19 protein-coding genes are annotated in these 15259 nt (G+C 66.5%); 9 read left to right on the top strand and 10 right to left on the bottom strand.

Features of this window, described 5'->3' with window-relative positions; translation table 11 throughout:
• Positions 1–8: 8 nt before the first annotated feature.
• On the bottom strand, positions 9–134 hold the full coding sequence (locus E4487_RS22295; protein WP_017361215.1) for a lipoprotein: 126 nt from the start codon (positions 132–134) through the stop codon (positions 9–11).
• A 181-nt stretch (positions 135–315) separates the two neighbouring features.
• On the opposite strand from E4487_RS22295, the gene E4487_RS22290 reads away from it, so the two are divergent.
• From E4487_RS22290 to E4487_RS22270, 5 genes are all read left to right on the top strand, one after another.
• On the top strand, positions 316–1353 hold the full coding sequence (locus E4487_RS22290; protein ID WP_175254421.1) for an AraC family transcriptional regulator: 1038 nt from the start codon (positions 316–318) through the stop codon (positions 1351–1353).
• A gap of 67 nt (positions 1354–1420) precedes the next feature.
• Positions 1421–1753 carry an iron donor protein CyaY gene (gene cyaY / locus E4487_RS22285; protein WP_037052776.1) on the top strand — a complete coding sequence of 111 codons (333 nt, stop codon included), beginning with the start codon at positions 1421–1423 and terminating at the stop codon, positions 1751–1753.
• On the top strand, positions 1743–1940 hold the full coding sequence (locus E4487_RS22280) for a DUF1289 domain-containing protein (RefSeq protein ID WP_037052778.1): 198 nt from the start codon (positions 1743–1745) through the stop codon (positions 1938–1940). The genes cyaY and E4487_RS22280 overlap by 11 nt, the downstream gene beginning before the upstream one ends.
• A 119-nt stretch (positions 1941–2059) precedes the next feature.
• Positions 2060–2467 (top strand): nucleoside diphosphate kinase regulator, encoded by a 408-nt coding sequence (rnk, locus tag E4487_RS22275; RefSeq protein ID WP_037052780.1) that lies wholly within the window; start codon positions 2060–2062, stop codon positions 2465–2467.
• A gap of 58 nt (positions 2468–2525) precedes the next feature.
• Positions 2526–3326 (top strand): lipase family protein, encoded by an 801-nt coding sequence (locus tag E4487_RS22270; protein ID WP_175254420.1) that lies wholly within the window; start codon positions 2526–2528, stop codon positions 3324–3326.
• Here the strand turns inward: E4487_RS22270 and E4487_RS22265 are convergent.
• The 9 genes from E4487_RS22265 to argH form a co-directional block, all read right to left on the bottom strand.
• Positions 3323–6181 carry a class I adenylate cyclase gene (locus E4487_RS22265; protein WP_134677869.1) on the bottom strand — a complete coding sequence of 953 codons (2859 nt, stop codon included), beginning with the start codon at positions 6179–6181 and terminating at the stop codon, positions 3323–3325. The two genes, E4487_RS22270 and E4487_RS22265, sit on opposite strands and share 4 nt — an antisense overlap.
• A 175-nt stretch (positions 6182–6356) precedes the next feature.
• Positions 6357–6611: a TIGR02647 family protein gene (locus E4487_RS22260; protein ID WP_037052786.1), complete on the bottom strand. Its 255-nt coding sequence runs from the start codon at positions 6609–6611 to the stop codon at positions 6357–6359.
• On the bottom strand, positions 6608–7414 hold the full coding sequence (locus E4487_RS22255; protein WP_244230067.1) for an ABC transporter substrate-binding protein: 807 nt from the start codon (positions 7412–7414) through the stop codon (positions 6608–6610). The genes E4487_RS22260 and E4487_RS22255 overlap by 4 nt, the downstream gene beginning before the upstream one ends.
• Positions 7415–7512: 98 nt before the next feature.
• A complete protein-coding gene (locus tag E4487_RS22250) occupies positions 7513–7788 on the bottom strand; it encodes a hypothetical protein (protein WP_037052791.1) in 276 nt (91 codons plus the stop codon).
• Between the two features lie 27 nt (positions 7789–7815).
• Positions 7816–8568 carry an endo alpha-1,4 polygalactosaminidase gene (locus tag E4487_RS22245; protein ID WP_206596757.1) on the bottom strand — a complete coding sequence of 251 codons (753 nt, stop codon included), beginning with the start codon at positions 8566–8568 and terminating at the stop codon, positions 7816–7818.
• Positions 8569–8641: 73 nt separating this feature from the next.
• Complete coding sequence (locus E4487_RS22240; RefSeq protein WP_037052794.1) at positions 8642–9121, bottom strand: GNAT family N-acetyltransferase; 480 nt, start codon at positions 9119–9121, stop codon at positions 8642–8644.
• Between the two features lie 11 nt (positions 9122–9132).
• On the bottom strand, positions 9133–9660 hold the full coding sequence (locus E4487_RS22235) for a shikimate kinase (RefSeq protein ID WP_277699708.1): 528 nt from the start codon (positions 9658–9660) through the stop codon (positions 9133–9135).
• A 61-nt stretch (positions 9661–9721) separates the two neighbouring features.
• Positions 9722–9964 carry a hypothetical protein gene (locus E4487_RS22230; RefSeq protein WP_150607545.1) on the bottom strand — a complete coding sequence of 81 codons (243 nt, stop codon included), beginning with the start codon at positions 9962–9964 and terminating at the stop codon, positions 9722–9724.
• Between the two features lie 27 nt (positions 9965–9991).
• Complete coding sequence (gene argH / locus E4487_RS22225; RefSeq protein ID WP_175254418.1) at positions 9992–11386, bottom strand: argininosuccinate lyase; 1395 nt, start codon at positions 11384–11386, stop codon at positions 9992–9994.
• A 233-nt stretch (positions 11387–11619) separates the two neighbouring features.
• Between argH and E4487_RS22220 the strand changes: the two genes are divergently transcribed.
• The 4 genes from E4487_RS22220 (at position 11620) to E4487_RS22205 (ending at position 15247) form a co-directional block, all read left to right on the top strand.
• Positions 11620–12702 (top strand): sensor histidine kinase, encoded by a 1083-nt coding sequence (locus E4487_RS22220; RefSeq protein WP_037052805.1) that lies wholly within the window; start codon positions 11620–11622, stop codon positions 12700–12702.
• Positions 12699–13445, top strand: a complete 747-nt coding sequence (locus tag E4487_RS22215) for a LytTR family DNA-binding domain-containing protein (RefSeq protein ID WP_037052808.1) — start codon at positions 12699–12701, stop codon at positions 13443–13445. The genes E4487_RS22220 and E4487_RS22215 overlap by 4 nt, the downstream gene beginning before the upstream one ends.
• Before the next feature lie 93 nt (positions 13446–13538).
• The gene (gene hemC / locus E4487_RS22210; RefSeq protein WP_037052811.1) at positions 13539–14477 is read left to right on the top strand and encodes a hydroxymethylbilane synthase; all 939 of its coding nucleotides are present in this window, start codon (positions 13539–13541) and stop codon (positions 14475–14477) included.
• Positions 14474–15247, top strand: a complete 774-nt coding sequence (locus E4487_RS22205; protein WP_175254417.1) for a uroporphyrinogen-III synthase — start codon at positions 14474–14476, stop codon at positions 15245–15247. The genes hemC and E4487_RS22205 overlap by 4 nt, the downstream gene beginning before the upstream one ends.
• The last annotated feature ends 12 nt before the right edge of the window (positions 15248–15259 follow it).

Below are 15259 nucleotides of genomic sequence, written 5' to 3'. Positions count from 1 at the left end.
GGCTCCTGTCAGAGTTCGAAACGGTCTCGGCTGTTACCGGCGTTGTCGTCGCCCGGCAGGTACAGCGGGCCTTTCTGACCGCAGCCGGCCAGCAGGCAAACGGCGGCGAGGAGCGCGAGGGTCAGTCGCTTCATGGGGCAGTCCTTGAAAATAAGCGTGAATTGCGCCGGAGTATACCGACCCCCCGCCACCTTGCCTATGCGCCAGGCGCCCGCCTGGCGGGGCGCTGGCCCAATCGGCCTGCCCGCCTGACGCCGGTCTGGAGGGCTTTCGCGGCCGCGTGGGTTAGCATGCGCCAAGTAACGAGGAGGCTCGATGGACAATCCCGCAATTCTGGCCGGCTCGGTCTCCGTGGCCTACCTGCAAGGTCTGGTCGAACACCTGCAGCGCCTGGGCATCGCCCCCGAGGTGCTGCTCGCGTATGCCCAGCTCGGTCCGGAGGCGCTCAACCAGCGCGATCAGCGTATCGCCGCCAGCGCCTATCTCACCCTGCTGGGCGAGGGCATGCGGCTGAGCGATGACCCCTGCCTGGGCCTGCATCTGGGGGAGTCGGTGCGCCCCGGCTACTACGGCGTGCTCGGCTACCTGATCATGAGCTGCGCGACCCTTGCCGATGCCCTGCACCGGCAGGCGCGCTACGCCTCGCTGGTGGGTAACCTGGGCCTGGTGCTGCTCGAGGACGAGCCGCCGCGAGCGGGCTGCGAACCGCTGGTCGCACACAGCTGGCAGCCCCTGCTGGCGCAACAGCAGCGTCAGCTGAGCGAGGAGACCCTGGCCGGCTGGGTCAGCTTCGGGCGCTGGATCAGCGGTCTGGACATCGCCCCGACCGAGGTCCGTTTCCAGCATTCGGCGCCGGCCGATACCCGCGAGCATGAGCGCATCTTTCGTTGCCCGGTGCTGTTCGATCAGGCCGACAACGCGCTGGTCTTTCCCAAGCGCCTGCTCGCCGTGCCCCTGGGCCAGGCCGACGCGCAGGTGCGCGGGATGCTCGACGCCTATGCCGATCGCCTGCTGAGCGAACTCAACCAGGGCAACAGCGTGCTCGACCGCGCGCGGGTCGAACTGGCGCGTCAGTTGCCCGAACGCGGGCCGGATCTCGAGGGCATCGCCGCTGCCCTGGCGCTGAGCCCGAGGACCCTGCAGCGGCGCCTGCGCGAAGGCGGGCTATCGTTCAGCCAGCTGGTCGACGAGACGCGGCAGCAGCTGGTGCTGCACTACCTGCGAGATCCGGCGCTGGAGCTGGCCGAGGTCGCCTTTCTGGTCGGCTTCAGCGAGCCGGGTTCGCTGGCGCGAGCGTTTCGCCGCTGGACGGGACAGAGTCCGGGCGAGTACCGTCGCCACCTTTGCGCCTAGGCTGGCTGTTGCGGCCTGAGGTTTTCGCCTATTTTTTGCACGTGCTGCACCTTGTGAGGATACCCCGATGAGCCTGAGCGAAGCCCGCTTTCACGACCTGGTCGATGCCACCCAGCAGGCGGTGGAAGACATCTTCGACGACAGCGGCCTGGACGTCGATCTGGAGAACAGCGGCGGCGTGCTGACCGTGCGCTTCGATAACGGTAGCCAGCTGATCTTCAGTCGCCAGGAGCCGATTCGTCAGCTGTGGCTGGCGGCGCGTTCCGGTGGTTTCCACTTCGACTACGACGAGGCCGACGGGCGCTGGATCTGCGACACCAGCGACGAGCAGCTCGGCGAGATGCTGGTACGCATCACGCTCGAGCAGTCGGGCACCGAGCTGGAGTTCGATGAGCTCTGAGCCCACGGAAAGGCCGCCGCAGTCGCCGTGTCGGCGCCAGTGCTGCCTCGACGAGCATGACCAGTGCCTGGGCTGTGGCCGCACCCTGCAGGAAATTCTCGACTGGGGAACGGCCGACAATGCCAGGCGCAGGCTGATCTGCCAGGCAGCCGAACAACGCCTGCAACAGCGTCGACAGGCCCGTTGACCCGGCACTCTTGTTTATTTGCCCGGCTGTGTTAGGGTCGACCAGACAGTCAGCTTAAACCCCGCCTTCGGGCGGGGTTTTGCTTTTTTATGGCCTACGTAAGGAGACCGCCCGGCATCATGAACAGCACACCTACCATCACCGTTACCCGCCTCGATCTGCAGCGTCTGGAGCGTTTGCTCGACAGTCTGGATGAGTTCGGGCCTGGCGCTGCTGCGTTGCAGGCCGAGCTGGATCGTGCCGAAGTGGTGGGGCACGACGAAGTGCCGGCAGGCGTGGTGACCATGAATTCGCGGGTGCATTGCCGCGAGGAGAGCAGCGGCAAGGACTATCACCTGACCCTGGTCTACCCGGAGGATGCCGGCGGCGAGGGCAAGGTCAGCATTCTCGCGCCCGTTGGCAGCGCGTTGCTCGGCTTGTCCGCCGGTCAGCACATCGACTGGCCGGCGCCGGGTGGCAAGGTACTCAAGCTGACCCTGCTGGCGGTCGAGTATCAACCCGAAGCGGCTGGCGAATACGATCGCTGACGCTCCGCCCTGGCTGGTCTAGAGTGAGGTTTCCCGCTAACGGCAAGGAGGCCCCGCCATGTCCAGCCTGCCCCTGTATTTTCCGCCTACCTACCAGCTCTCGCGCGCCCTGCTCTGCGCCGAGCTGGTGATGACTGCCTACGATCAGTACGAGCAGTGGCTGGCGCAGCAGCGCCCGCGCAAGCCGCAGCACTTTCACTGGCAGGCGCCGCAACTCGAGGGCTGGACGCTGTCAGCGCCGATCTGGAGTGTGCTCAGCGAGTGGCACCTGTTCAACGAATCGGAGCCGTTCGGTTTTGCCGCGCGTGATCCGCAGGGTGATTGTTACCTGGTGTTTCGCGGTACCGAGTCGGTGCAGGACTGGCTCGACGACCTCGACCTGGACCAGCGCGACTACCCCTGGCAGGCCGGCGCTGGGCTGGTTCACGACGGTTTCCTCAAACTCTATGCGTCGCTGCGTGATCAGGCTCTGCTGGCGCTGGATGATCTGCAGCCACAGGGGCCGCTCTGGGTGTGCGGGCACAGCCTGGGCTGCGCCCTGAGCAGTCTGGCCGTGGCGGACCTGCGCGAACGCTGGCCGTCGCGACCGTTGCAGCACTACAACTTCGCCAGCCCGCGCCTGGCGTCCCCAGCCTTCGCCAGCTACTACAACGCGCTGGGGGTGCCGACCTATCGCCTGGTCAACGACAGTGACCTGGTCCCCGAGGTGCCGCCGGCGGACAGCGACCGCTGGCTGTACCAGCACCTCGGTCTGCCGGTGACCTTTACCGCCAGCTATGACGGGGTCGCCGACAATCACAGCATGGCTGGCTGCTACCTCTACGCCTTGAACCACCCACAGGCGCCGATGCGCGACTAGGCCTGCTGCAGGGCGGCGTTCAGGGCGTCTTCCAGCTCGCTCTTGTAGCGCAGGTAATGCACGGTCTGCGCCTGCTGGCCGGCCAGCACGGCGGACAGGTCGAGGTCGGTGATGTAGCAGGGGTAGCGCTCGCCACCGGCGCGTTGCGCGAGGATGTGCTGGGCGACGGCGCGGTACAGCTCGCGCCCGTACTCCAGCTCGGAGAACTCGCGGTGGTTGCAGTACAGCGTGACGTGGTGCTGGCGCCCGTCACCGGGCTCGACGATGGCCTGCACGTCGTAGAACGGGTGGCTGACCTGCGACTCGGGGGCCGTCCGGCGCTCGAGGCGCTGGGCGCGCAGCGGCGCCGCCGGCAGCAGCTCGTAGTAGAGCATCTCCAGCGGCGCCGGGTTGTCGCTGCCATCCAGCGGCAGCATGGCGTTGCGCCGATACAGCAACGACTGCAGGAAGCGTTGCAGGGGCGTCAGCAGGCTCTGTTCGTCGCGGAACGGCAGGCGCCTGCGCCATAGCGCGTTGTGCTCGTCGAGCAGGGTCAGCTCGGCTTCGCCGTTGCTTTCGTGCAGGCGGTAGAACAGCTGGATGCACTGCGGCCGTCCCATTGGCAGGATCAGCGCCAGGTCGTCGCCGTCGAGGGCGTGGCGGTCCAGGTGCAGGGGGCTGTAGCGCGCCTGCTCGCTGCCCAGGTGGTCCAGCAGCGCCGGCAGGTCGCCCAGCGCGGCATGGCTGACCTGTCCGGGGGTCAGCTGGAGCACGTGATAGTGCTGGCGAATCTGTACCAGATAGCGCGACTGGCGGCCTTCGGCGTAGGTGGCGAGCAGGTCGTTGAGCAGCTCTTCGACGCGTTCGGCAATCGCCGGCGCACGGTTGCGGCAGTAGCAGCGCACCTGCACCCTGGGCTGCGGGCCGCCCGTGGGCAGGCTGTTGAGCAGGTCGCGCAGGCAGTCGAGCAGGGCGTCGCTGCCGTCATAGCGGCTGACCTGCAGTTCGTTCCAGCTGTTGAGCACCACCTGATCGAGGGTCAGCACCAGGTTCTCGCGCACTCCGGAGTAGCCCAGTGCGTCGGTGCGGCCTGAGGTCATGTGCACGTTCATCTGGCTGTGCTGGGGCAAGGGGTCGACGCCGACGTTGACCAGCAGCAGGACCTGGCTGGGCACGCTGGCGCGCAGCAGGGCCAGCTCCTCGACGCCAGGCAGGGGCAGAGGGAAGGCCTGCTGCAGGCTGCCGATCAGGTTGGACAGCTCGAAGTCGCTCAGGTCGCTGCTGCCCGGGTGCAGGGACAGCCGTGTGCTGCTGTCGATCACACTGTTGCGATGGCACCAGGCGAGCAGTTCGATCAGCTCACGGGAGCGCTTCAGCGGGGCGAAGTCGGGCCACTCCTGAGCGTTCAGGCTGCCGGGGAACAGCGCCCACTGATGCTCGTTCGGCGCCTCGGCCGTGGAATGCTGCACCAGCGTCAGGGTGTCTTCTGCCAGGTCCGGGGCGATGCCGGGGTTGATGAACTCGACCTTGCCGGCCTTGCGTTCGAAGGCAGCGTAGAGGCGCCGCCCCAGCACGTTGAGGTCGCGGTTGTTGAGTGAGCTGCCCGCCTGCGCGCTGCGCGCGAACTGCGAGAGGAAGCGATAGCTGTAGGTCAGCTCGTTGACCAGGACGCGGCGCTCGGCGGCGACCTGGCGCACCTTCCACTGGCTGCGACTGTCGAGCACCGCGAGCTGGCGCGTCTGCCAGCCCCATTCGCCGGTGAGGCGTTCGAGCAGCAGGCGTTGCCAGCTCTTGGCGCGGCCACGGGTGGGCGGGCGGCTGATCTTCTTGTTCACCTTGAGGTACAGGCAGCGGCGGATCAGTTCGAGGCGCTCCTGATCGGCCCGGGCGATCAGGTATTCCTCCAGGCGGCGATAGACGACGATGTACGGGTCGAGCTCGTCCAGGTCCAGGCGTCCTTCGAAGACCGCCTGCTTGAAACGCAGCGCCAGGCATTCGACCTGCGGGTGCTCGCTGGCGTAGACCTCGGTGAGCAACAGCTTGAGCGCGGACTTGTACGGCGACTCGATGCCCTTGAACAGCTGCCACATGCCAGCGCCGATGAACTCCTCCGGCGGGATGCGCGCCAGGTGGCCGAGGTCGAGCACGTCCTCGGCGCGGACGAAGCGCTTGTTCAGCAGCGTGCGGCAGTAGTCGTGGTAGCGCGCTTCCTCGTACACCGGCACCAGCCACCAGATCGGCGTGCGCCCACCGAGCCAGATCGCCGTGCGGTAGAACTCGTCGAGCAGCAGGTAATGCTGCGTGGTGCCGCAGTCGTCGGAGGTCAGCTGCGCTTCGCGGTCGCCCTGGGTGAAGCGCTGCGGGTCGACCAGAAAGACATGCACCTCGGCGCCCTGGGTGGCGGCCCAGCTCTCCAGCTGGTCGCATTTCCTGCGCAGTTCCTGCAGCTGCTGCGCCGTCAGGTTCGGCGCGTGACACAGCCACAGGTCCATGTCGCTCTGTTCGGCCTGCGCCACGGTGCCCAGGCTGCCCATCAGGAACAGGCCATGCAGCGGCGCTGAGCCCTGGCCACGGCGTGGCTTGTAGACGAAGGAGCGGGTCAGGCGCTGGACTTCGGCCAGGCTGCCGTCATCCGGCTCGAAGCCGCTCAGGCCGGCAGGCGTGCTGGCCGAGACATAGCCGGGTAACAGCGGGTGATTGACGTGCAGCAGCAGCGGCAGCAGCTTGAGCACCAGTTGCTGGCGCGTCGACAGGGCCTCCATGGCGCGCTGCAGGCGGCCCTGGTTGATCCGCAGGAAGCGCGCGCGCAGCTGTGCCAGCACCTTGCGGTCGATGCCATCGTCGATGTCGGGGCGGATTTCCTGCGTGCGCGTCATGCTCGAACTCTACTGGAGATGGTGCAAGCCTATCAGCGGCGTGCTCGCCAGTGCAGTGCCTGTGACGCTATATCGCCCGCCGGGCATGCCTCTTGAGGGCGGCCGGCGGGCAGGTCCAGCTGAGGGGCGTGTCGTGGGGCGCAGCAGGCTACCCGCGAGACTGCCGGGGTGCGTCTCAGGCCGCGGTCGTCTGGCGCTTCGCGAGGATGGTGAGCAGGGCTTGGGCGTGTTCGGCGGCGTCGATGCCGAGGCTGGTCAGGTAGCCGCCATCGGCCTGGCTGACCAGGCCTTTCTCATGCAGGCGGGTGATCGCCCCCTGCGCCTTGAATGAAGCATTGTTGTGCACCTTGAGCCCTTCCTGGTGATTGTCCAGGTTGTACAGGGCAAGGATTTCCAGCTCGTCGATCAGGTCAGCGTCGAATGACTTCATGGTGACTCCGTCTTGTTGTTATGGCGTTCGTGCAGTGTAGAGCCCTGCGGCCCGGTCTGCCCGTCGGCCAGTTGCCATTTCTCCAGGATGCGCTGGTAGGTGCCGTCCTGCCTGATGCGCAGCATGCCCTCGTCGAATCGCTGCAGCAGGCTGGCGGCCTGGGCGTTGTGGCGCGAGAAGGTCAGGTACAGCTGCGGGCGATGGACGGTCGCCAGGGCCGCGAACTGCCCGGCCAGTTCCGGACGCTCTCGCAGCAGTGCCTGGGTGGTGCCGCGAAAGGCGATGACATAGTCCACCCGGCCACGCTGCAGCATCAGGAAGCCATTGATGTCGCGTCGCACCGCGATGCGGCGGATGCCCGGGTAACTGTCGAAGTGCTCGCCGTAGGTGTAGCCGATGGTGACGGCCACGCGCTTGCCGACCAGCGCCGACAGGTCCTCGACGGGCGCCTCTCCGACGGGGCCCCAGAGCAGGATGTTGTCGCTGAACAGCGCCTGCTGTGGCAGCAGGTAGGCGGCGCGGATGCCGGGGTCCGGCGTGGTGTTGAAGCAGGCGGGCAGGGCGCCGGTGCGGGTCAGCTCCATGCAGCGCGAGTAGGGGTAGGGCATCAGTTCGATGGGCGTCTCGCTGACCGCGAACGCGGCGCGGACGATGTCAGCGGACATGCCCTCGATCTTGCCGTCGCGCCAGGCGGTGTAGGGGTACCAGTCATCTTCGGCGCCGATACGCACCACTTCGGCGCGCGCGATGCCGCTGGCGCTCAGCCAGAGCGACAGGACAAGCAGGGTGACGAGTCGTGGCAAGGAGCAGACCATCGCGGGGCGCGCCTTTCTGGTCGGGAATGGCTGTGAAAGTAGCAATCTACCTGCCAACCCGACCAGTGGCCTGGATCAATCCGCCTTCAGTTTTCTTCCGGCAGCGTCGGCAGGGCGCGCAGGGCCTGCTCGTACCAGGCGCCATCGAAGGGGCGGTCGTCACGCAGCATGGCGTCGACTTCATGGGCGAGCACCAGGGCCATGAGCTCGAGAATCTCCTCGCGCTCGTAGCCGACCAGGGTCAGCTTGTTGTAGACCGCCTGGGCGGCCGCCGGCTCACCGTTCTCCAGCTGGTTCTCGATGGCCTGGACCAGCGTGGCCTCGGCGAAGGCTTCGTCTTCTTGCTCGATGTTGTCGCTCATGGTGCCTCTTGGTGTGGGTGGGCAGGCTCAGTCGCAGGGTATGCCGACGGTCTTGAGGCTGCGCTTGAAGTATTGCAGGCGGAAACCCGAGGTGGCGGCCTTGCTGCAAAGGTTGTCGTTGAAGGTGCGGTACTCGGCGATGAAGATGGCCTTGCCCTGGCTGCGCATGTGGTCGTAGCCGTCGCACTCCTTGTAGCGGTAGCAGCTCTCGTTGATGGCGAAGTCGAAATGCTCGCCGAGCACGGGAAGCAGCTCCACGGCATTCTTCAGCCCGACGTTCATGTTGCGACTGCGCGCCTGCTCGGCCAGCCAGCGATTGAAGTCGATCTGCTGCTCTTCGGTCAGGTCGAGACCGTTATCGTTGCTGTAGCCATCCACGTTGTCCGGGTCGACGCCGTCGCAGCCCTTGGCCGCGGCCAGGTCCAGGCGCTTGGCCAGCAACTGGCGCACGTCGTCGCGGCGATGGTCCAGCCAGCGTTCGCCCGGCCAGTCCGCCAGCTCGTTGCCGAGGGCTTCCTGCGGATAGCTGGCGGCATCGCTGCGCCAGTCTTCCCAGGTGCCGGCGCTGAAGTAGCAGATCACGATGCGACCACCACCCTTGAGTGCGGTGATGGTCTGCGTCGGCGTGTCGTACAGGTCGATGTCATAGACCTGCCGATCCGGCGTCTGCAGCTTGCCGTCGAGCTGCATGTGCCAGGATGCATCGGCCGGAATGGGAATGGGGCTCGCCGGGGACAGTGCAGGGGCGAGGACGCTGATCAGAGCGAGTAGGGTACGCATGATGCTCTGCACTCGGTGGCGGAAGATGTAATCACCATAGGTCAGGGGGCGGGACGCGGCCAGCGGGCTGCCGTCAGCCGGCAGCGAAATCCAGCAGGGCCTGGCCGGTCAGGCGATAAGTGGTCCATTCGCTCTGCGGACGGGCGCCGAAGGATTCGTAGAAATCGATGGCCGGGGTGTTCCAGTCCAGCACCGACCATTCGAAACGACCGCAGTCGCGTGCCACGGCCAGTTGCGCGAGGTGGCGCAGCAAGGCCTTGCCGGCGCCCAGGCCACGGGCCTCGGGGCTGACGTAGAGGTCTTCCAGGTACAGGCCGTGCTTGCCCAGCCAGGTGGAGTAGTTGAAGAAGTACACGGCATAGCCGATCGGCTGGCCAGCGTTCTCGCAGATCAGACCATGGGCGGTGCTGCCCTCGGCGAACAGGCTGTCGCGGATGCCGGCGGCATCGGTCTTCACCTCCTGCTCGGCCTTCTCGTAGATGGCCAGGTCGGTGATGAAACGCAGGATCAGCTCGGCGTCGTCAGGGGTGGCGGGGCGGATGGTCAGGGGCATGGCGAATACTCTCAGGGGCGGTCTTCGGCTGGCGGCAGACTCGCCAGGAAGCGGTTGATGGCCTGGCGGGAGTCCAGGCGCAGATACTGACACGACGGCGGTGCGTTGCGCATTTCCTCGGCATAGCGCTGGCGGTAGACGGGATGGCGGGTCCAGGCCCAGGCCAGGATGGAGGCGCGCGGGTTCAGCTTGAACAGGTTGCTCCAGCGCTCGCGGTTGCCATTCCACAGCGTTTCTCGCGTTGCCAGGCGGCGCAGGGTACGCCAGATCACCTGGCGCATCACCTTGCGCCGGGGCAGGTCCAGCCAGATCACCATGTCCGAGCGTTCGAGCACCTGCGGGCGCACAAGCGAGTAGTTGCCTTCGACCACCCAGCCGTCACCTTGCAGCGCCTTGTGCGTGGCCCGCTGAAATTCCTCGTCGGGGAGCGGCTGCCAGTCGGGCTGGTGGTACAGCGCGTCGAGTTCGACGTGGCGATAGCCCAGGTGCCGAGCCAGGCGCCGGGAAAGCGTGGTCTTCCCGGCGCCCGAACAACCCACCACCGAGATTCGGCGACCGGGTGCGATAGGCCCTGTCGGGCAGGTAGTCGGTGGCACGGGGTCAACCATGGCTGAGTGTCAGCCAGGCAAGCGCTGCGCCCACCAGGCAGAGGAAACCGAACGCCGCGATCCAGGCGCTGCGTGAGCCCATCGGGTCGGCCACACGCAGCGGTAGATCGGGGTAGCGGCCCAGGGTCAGTAATCGCAGGACCAGCCAGCCGGTGCCATAGAGGACGTAGTCGACAATGACTTCGGCTATCAGCTCGACCAACACCTGCAGGCCGCGTAGCAGCAGCTCGATCATGGGGAAGTCCTTTTCCCTGGGAAACGTCTAGCGGTTCGCCAGCAGTTCCCGGCCACGTACCACGGCAGCGTGTACCTGGTTCGGTGCGGTGCCGCCAATATGGTCGCGGGCGCCGACCGAGCCTTCCAGAGTCAGGACGGCGAATACGTCGTCGCCAATCTGGTCGCTGAACTGGCGCAGCTCGTCCAGGCTCATTTCGGCCAGGTCCTTGCCGGTCTGCACACCGTATTTCACGGCGTGGCCGACGATCTCGTGGCAGTCACGGAACGGCAGGCCCTTGCGTACCAGGTAGTCGGCCAGGTCGGTGGCGGTGGAGAAACCGCGCAGCGCCGCTTCGCGCATCATGTCCTTCTTCGGCTTGATCGCCGGGACCATGTCGGCGAAGGCGCGCAGGCTGTCACGCAGCGTGTCGGCGGCGTCGAACAGCGGTTCCTTGTCTTCCTGGTTGTCCTTGTTGTAAGCCAGCGGCTGGCCCTTCATCAGGGTCAGCAGGCCGGTCAGGGCACCGAACACGCGGCCGGTCTTGCCGCGCACCAGCTCGGGGACGTCCGGGTTCTTCTTCTGCGGCATGATCGAGGAACCGGTGCAGAAGCGATCCGGCAGGTCGATGAACTGGAATTGCGCGGAGGTCCACAGCACCAGCTCTTCGGAGAAGCGCGACAGGTGCATCATCGCCAGCGACGCGGCGGCGCAGAATTCGATGGCGAAGTCGCGATCGGATACGCCGTCCAGCGAGTTGCCGCCCACGGCGTCGAAGCCCAGCAGCTCGGCGGTGATCTCGCGGGCGATCGGGTAGGTGGTGCCGGCCAGTGCGGCGCTGCCCAGCGGCATGCGGTTGGTGCGCTTGCGGCAGTCGACCAGGCGCTCGTAGTCGCGCGAAAGCATCTCGAACCAGGCCAGCAGATGGTGGCCGAAGGTTACCGGCTGGGCGGTCTGTAGGTGGGTGAACCCGGGCATGATGGTGTCCGCTTCGGCTTCGGCCAGGCCCAGCAGGCCCTGCTGCAGGCGGGTGATCTCGGCCAGGATGCTGTCGATTTCGTCACGCAGCCACAGGCGGATGTCGGTGGCCACCTGATCGTTGCGCGAACGGCCGGTGTGCAGCTTCTTGCCGGTCACGCCGATGCGATCGGTCAGGCGCGCCTCGATGTTCATGTGCACGTCTTCCAGGTCGACGCGCCAGTCGAACTGACCCGCTTCGATCTCGGCCTGGATCTGCTTGAGGCCGTCGATGATGGCGTCACGCTCGTCGGCGCTGAGCACGCCGACCTTGGCCAGCATTGTGGCGTGGGCAACGGAGCCCATGATGTCGTGGCGATAGAGGCGCTTGTCGAATTCGACCGAGGCGGTGAAACGGGCGACGAAGGCGTCGACGGGCTCGCTGAAGCGGCCGCCCCAGGATTGGTTGGTTTTTTCGCTGCTCATGGTTCGGGCTCTGGATCGGGCAAGCCGCTTTCGACGGCCAGCATGGCGGACAAAGTCCGTCGATAATAACAGGGTCGGCGCGCGTTTCGCCGGGCCACGTTCGTCTTTGGCGAGGAAGCGGCGGTGTCGGCTGCTTCACAAATTTGTTCCGAAGACGGCATTTCGGTGCTTTATTTTGCCCGGCTGGAGCCGCCCGTCTTGCCGGCCCGCGAGGCGACACGGAAACTGCGTCGATGCACACTCAATCGTTTGCCAAGAACAATCACAACGCCACGGTCGACGACTTCTTCGTCCCCGAACTGTGCCAGCCGGAAGCGCTGCTGAGCATGGTGCTGCTGGCCGAGCTGCTGGTACTGGTCCTGGTGCTGGCCGAACCCATGACGCCGGGCTTCGACTGGGTACGCCTGGCGCTGACCTCGCTGTTCGTGCAGTGGATCGTCCTGCTGTCGGCCGCCGTCATGTGCCGCCTGCGGCCGCTGCTGGCGCGCCTGCGCCCGGCGCTGGCGGGCAGCCTGTGCTGCATGCTGGTGGTGCTGCTGACCCTCAGCTGCACGGCGGTCGCCGACTATTACGACCTGGGCGGACCGCTGCCACGCAATGGCGAGGTGAACCTGTACCTGCGTCATGCCCTGATCAGCCTGATCATGTCCGCACTGCTGCTACGCTATTTCTATCTGCAGAGCCAATGGCGTCGTCAGGAACAGGCCGAGTTGCGTGCCCGCATCGAGTCCTTGCAGGCGCGGATCCGTCCGCACTTCCTGTTCAACAGCCTCAACAGCATCGCCAGCCTGGTCACGCTCGATCCGCACAAGGCCGAGCAGGCGGTGCTGGATCTGTCCGATCTGTTTCGCGCCAGTCTGGCCAAGCCCGGCAGCCTGGTGTCGTGGAAGGAGGAACTGGAACTGGCAAAACGATATCTGTCGATCGAGCACTATCGGCTCGGCGAGCGTCTACAGTTGCAGTGGGAGGTCGAAGGCGTGCCGGAGGATCTGCCGATTCCCCAGCTGACCCTGCAGCCTCTGTTGGAGAATGCGCTGATCTATGGCATCCAGCCACGAATCGAAGGCGGGCTGGTGCGGGTCGAGGCGGATTACCAGGATGGTGTGTTCAGCTTGTGTGTCAGCAATCCGTATGAAGAGCGGGGCGAGCAGCAACCGTCACGGGGAACGCATCAGGCGCTGAGCAATATCGATGCGCGTCTAGCGGCACTTTTTGGGTCGCGCGCGAGTCTCAGCGTGGAGCGCCGTGACGGCCGTCATTACAGCTGTCTACGCTATCCTTGTGCGAGACTCACGCAGGAAGCCAGAGCAATATGAATGTCCTGATCGTCGATGACGAACCCCTTGCCCGCGAGCGCCTCAGCCGCATGGTCGGTGAGCTCGAGGGTTATCGGGTCCTGGAGCCCACCGCGAGCAACGGTGAGGAAGCCCTGACCCTGATCGATAGCCTGAAGCCGGACGTGGTCCTGCTCGATATCCGCATGCCCGGCCTCGATGGCCTGCAGGTGGCCGCCAGGCTGTGCGAGCGCGAAGCGCCGCCAGCGGTGATCTTCTGCACGGCCCATGACGAGTTCGCCCTGGAGGCGTTCCAGGTCAGTGCCGTCGGCTACCTGGTGAAACCGGTGCGCGCCGAGAATCTCAGCGAAGCCTTGAAGAAGGCGGAGCGGCCCAACCGCGTGCAACTGGCGGCGCTGACCCGCCCAGCGGCAGAAACCGGTGGCGGCCCGCGCACCCATATCAGTGCCCGCACACGCAAAGGCATCGAGCTGATCCCGCTGGATGACGTGGTCTATTTCATCGCCGATCACAAGTACGTGACGCTGCGCCACGAGGGCGGCGAGGTGCTGCTGGACGAGCCGCTCAAGGCGCTGGAAGACGAATTCGGTGACCGCTTCGTGCGCATCCACCGCAATGCACTGGTTGCCCGCGAGCGCATCGAGCGCCTGCAGCGCACCCCGCTGGGACACTTCCAGCTCTACCTCAAGGGGCTCGACGGTGATTCGCTGGTGGTCAGTCGCCGCCACGTGGCCGGTGTGCGCAAGCTGATGCAGTCGCTGTAGCGGGCGCCGGCTGCGGCCGATGGCCGCCTCCTCCAGCCGGCACTGGGCGAGCCTGTTATGATTCGCGGCAATCCGTTTTCTGGAATTGCCCCCATGTCCCGCGAAATTCGCATCGCCACCCGTAAGAGCGCCCTGGCCCTGTGGCAGGCCGAATATGTCAAAGCCCGCCTGGAGCAGGCCCACCCCGGCCTCAAGGTCAGCCTGGTGCCGATGGTCAGTCGTGGCGACAAGCTGCTCGACGCACCACTGGCGAAGATCGGCGGCAAGGGGCTGTTCGTCAAGGAACTGGAAACCGCGCTGCTGGAGAACGAGGCCGATATCGCCGTGCACTCGATGAAGGACGTGCCGATGGACTTCCCGGCAGGTCTGGGCCTGTACTGCATCTGCGAGCGGGAAGACCCGCGTGACGCCTTCGTCTCCAACACCTACGCGAGCCTCGATGCGCTGCCCGCCGGCAGCGTGGTCGGCACCTCCAGCCTGCGGCGCCAGGCCCAGCTGCTGGCGCGGCGTCCCGATCTGAAGATCCAGTTCCTGCGCGGCAACGTCAATACCCGCCTGGCCAAGCTCGATGCCGGCGAGTACGACGCCATCATCCTCGCCGCAGCCGGCCTGATCCGCCTGGGTTTCGAAGCCCGTATCCGCAGTTCGCTCAGTGCCGAAGACAGCCTGCCCGCCGGTGGCCAGGGCGCTGTCGGCATCGAGTGCCGCACGGCCGACAGCGACCTGCATGCCCTGCTGGCACCGCTGCATCACCCTGAAACGGCGCTGCGCGTGACGGCCGAGCGGGCGCTGAACAAGCACCTCAATGGCGGTTGCCAGGTGCCGATCGCCTGTTATGCGCTGCTGGAAGGTGACCAGCTGTGGCTGCGTGGCCTGGTCGGCCAGCCCGATGGCGGTCTGCTGCTGCGTGCCGAGGAGCGCGCCGCCAGCAGCGATGCCGAGGCGCTGGGCGTGCGCGTCGCCGAGGCCCTGCTGGCACAGGGCGCCGATGCGATTCTCAAGGCCGTGTACGGTGAGGCCGGCCACCCGTGAGCGCCTGGCGCCTGCTGCTGACGCGTCCGGCCGATGACTGTGCCGCGTTGGCGCGGACGCTTGCAGCGCATGGCGTGTACGGGCATTGCATGCCGTTGCTGACGATCGAGGCGCTGGCCGAGAGCGTCGAGCAGCAACAGACCTTCCGCGATCTGCAGCGCTACTGCGCGGTGATCGTGGTCAGCAAGCCGGCGGCGCGCCTGGGCCTGGCCCTGCTGCAGCGGCATGGGCCGCAGCCTGCGCCGGCGCAATCCTGGTTCGCCGTGGGCGCCGCGACCGCCGCGCTGCTCGTTGAAGCGGGCCTGGACAGCCATTACCCGCCGGCCGGCGACGACAGCGAGGCGCTGCTCGCGTTGCCGGCGCTGCAGCAGGCCATCGCCGCCGCCGCCACGCCGCGCGTGCTTATCCTGCGTGGCGAGGGTGGCCGAGAATTTCTTGCCGAATGCTTGCGCGGCCAAGGTGTGACAGTCGACTATCTGCCACTGTACCGCCGCGCGTTGCCGCAGTACGCGCCGGATGAGCTGGGCCGCAGGGTGCGGGCGGAACGCCTGAACGGCCTGGTGGTCAGCAGTGGGCAGGGGTTCGAGCATCTGCTGCAGCTGGCCGGCGGTGACTGGCCGAGCTTGGCTCGGCTACCCTTGTTCGTACCCAGCCCGCGTGTCGCCGAGCAGGCACGCCGTGCGGGCGCGGAGATCGTTGTGGACTGTCGTGGCGCCAGTGCCGCGGCCTTGCAGGCAGCTCTGGAGCAGTTTCCGGCTGCCGCCCTCTAAAAGGACGGATAC

This window comes from Pseudomonas sp. BMW13, from assembly GCF_013357275.1.
Lineage (GTDB): Bacteria > Pseudomonadota > Gammaproteobacteria > Pseudomonadales > Pseudomonadaceae > Aquipseudomonas > Aquipseudomonas khazarica.
This window is presented reverse-complemented; position numbering and strand designations above follow the sequence as displayed.

Excerpts from the sequence above, each read along its gene's own strand:
- E4487_RS22240 (WP_037052794.1), bottom strand. The coding sequence starts at position 9,121 with ATGCCCCTGACCATCCGCCCCGCCACCCCTGACGACGCCGAGCTGATC.
- E4487_RS22250 (WP_037052791.1), bottom strand. The coding sequence starts at position 7,788 with ATGAGCGACAACATCGAGCAAGAAGACGAAGCCTTCGCCGAGGCCACG.
- hemC (WP_037052811.1), top strand. The coding sequence starts at position 13,539 with ATGTCCCGCGAAATTCGCATCGCCACCCGTAAGAGCGCCCTGGCCCTG.
- argH (WP_175254418.1), bottom strand. The coding sequence starts at position 11,386 with ATGAGCAGCGAAAAAACCAACCAATCCTGGGGCGGCCGCTTCAGCGAG.
- E4487_RS22270 (WP_175254420.1), top strand. The coding sequence starts at position 2,526 with ATGTCCAGCCTGCCCCTGTATTTTCCGCCTACCTACCAGCTCTCGCGC.
- E4487_RS22295 (WP_017361215.1), bottom strand. The coding sequence starts at position 134 with ATGAAGCGACTGACCCTCGCGCTCCTCGCCGCCGTTTGCCTGCTGGCC.
- rnk (WP_037052780.1), top strand. The coding sequence starts at position 2,060 with ATGAACAGCACACCTACCATCACCGTTACCCGCCTCGATCTGCAGCGT.
- E4487_RS22215 (WP_037052808.1), top strand. The coding sequence starts at position 12,699 with ATGAATGTCCTGATCGTCGATGACGAACCCCTTGCCCGCGAGCGCCTC.
- E4487_RS22290 (WP_175254421.1), top strand. The coding sequence starts at position 316 with ATGGACAATCCCGCAATTCTGGCCGGCTCGGTCTCCGTGGCCTACCTG.
- cyaY (WP_037052776.1), top strand. The coding sequence starts at position 1,421 with ATGAGCCTGAGCGAAGCCCGCTTTCACGACCTGGTCGATGCCACCCAG.
- E4487_RS22280 (WP_037052778.1), top strand. The coding sequence starts at position 1,743 with ATGAGCTCTGAGCCCACGGAAAGGCCGCCGCAGTCGCCGTGTCGGCGC.
- E4487_RS22260 (WP_037052786.1), bottom strand. The coding sequence starts at position 6,611 with ATGAAGTCATTCGACGCTGACCTGATCGACGAGCTGGAAATCCTTGCC.
- E4487_RS22265 (WP_134677869.1), bottom strand. The coding sequence starts at position 6,181 with ATGACGCGCACGCAGGAAATCCGCCCCGACATCGACGATGGCATCGAC.
- E4487_RS22230 (WP_150607545.1), bottom strand. The coding sequence starts at position 9,964 with ATGATCGAGCTGCTGCTACGCGGCCTGCAGGTGTTGGTCGAGCTGATA.
- E4487_RS22220 (WP_037052805.1), top strand. The coding sequence starts at position 11,620 with ATGCACACTCAATCGTTTGCCAAGAACAATCACAACGCCACGGTCGAC.
- E4487_RS22245 (WP_206596757.1), bottom strand. The coding sequence starts at position 8,568 with ATGCGTACCCTACTCGCTCTGATCAGCGTCCTCGCCCCTGCACTGTCC.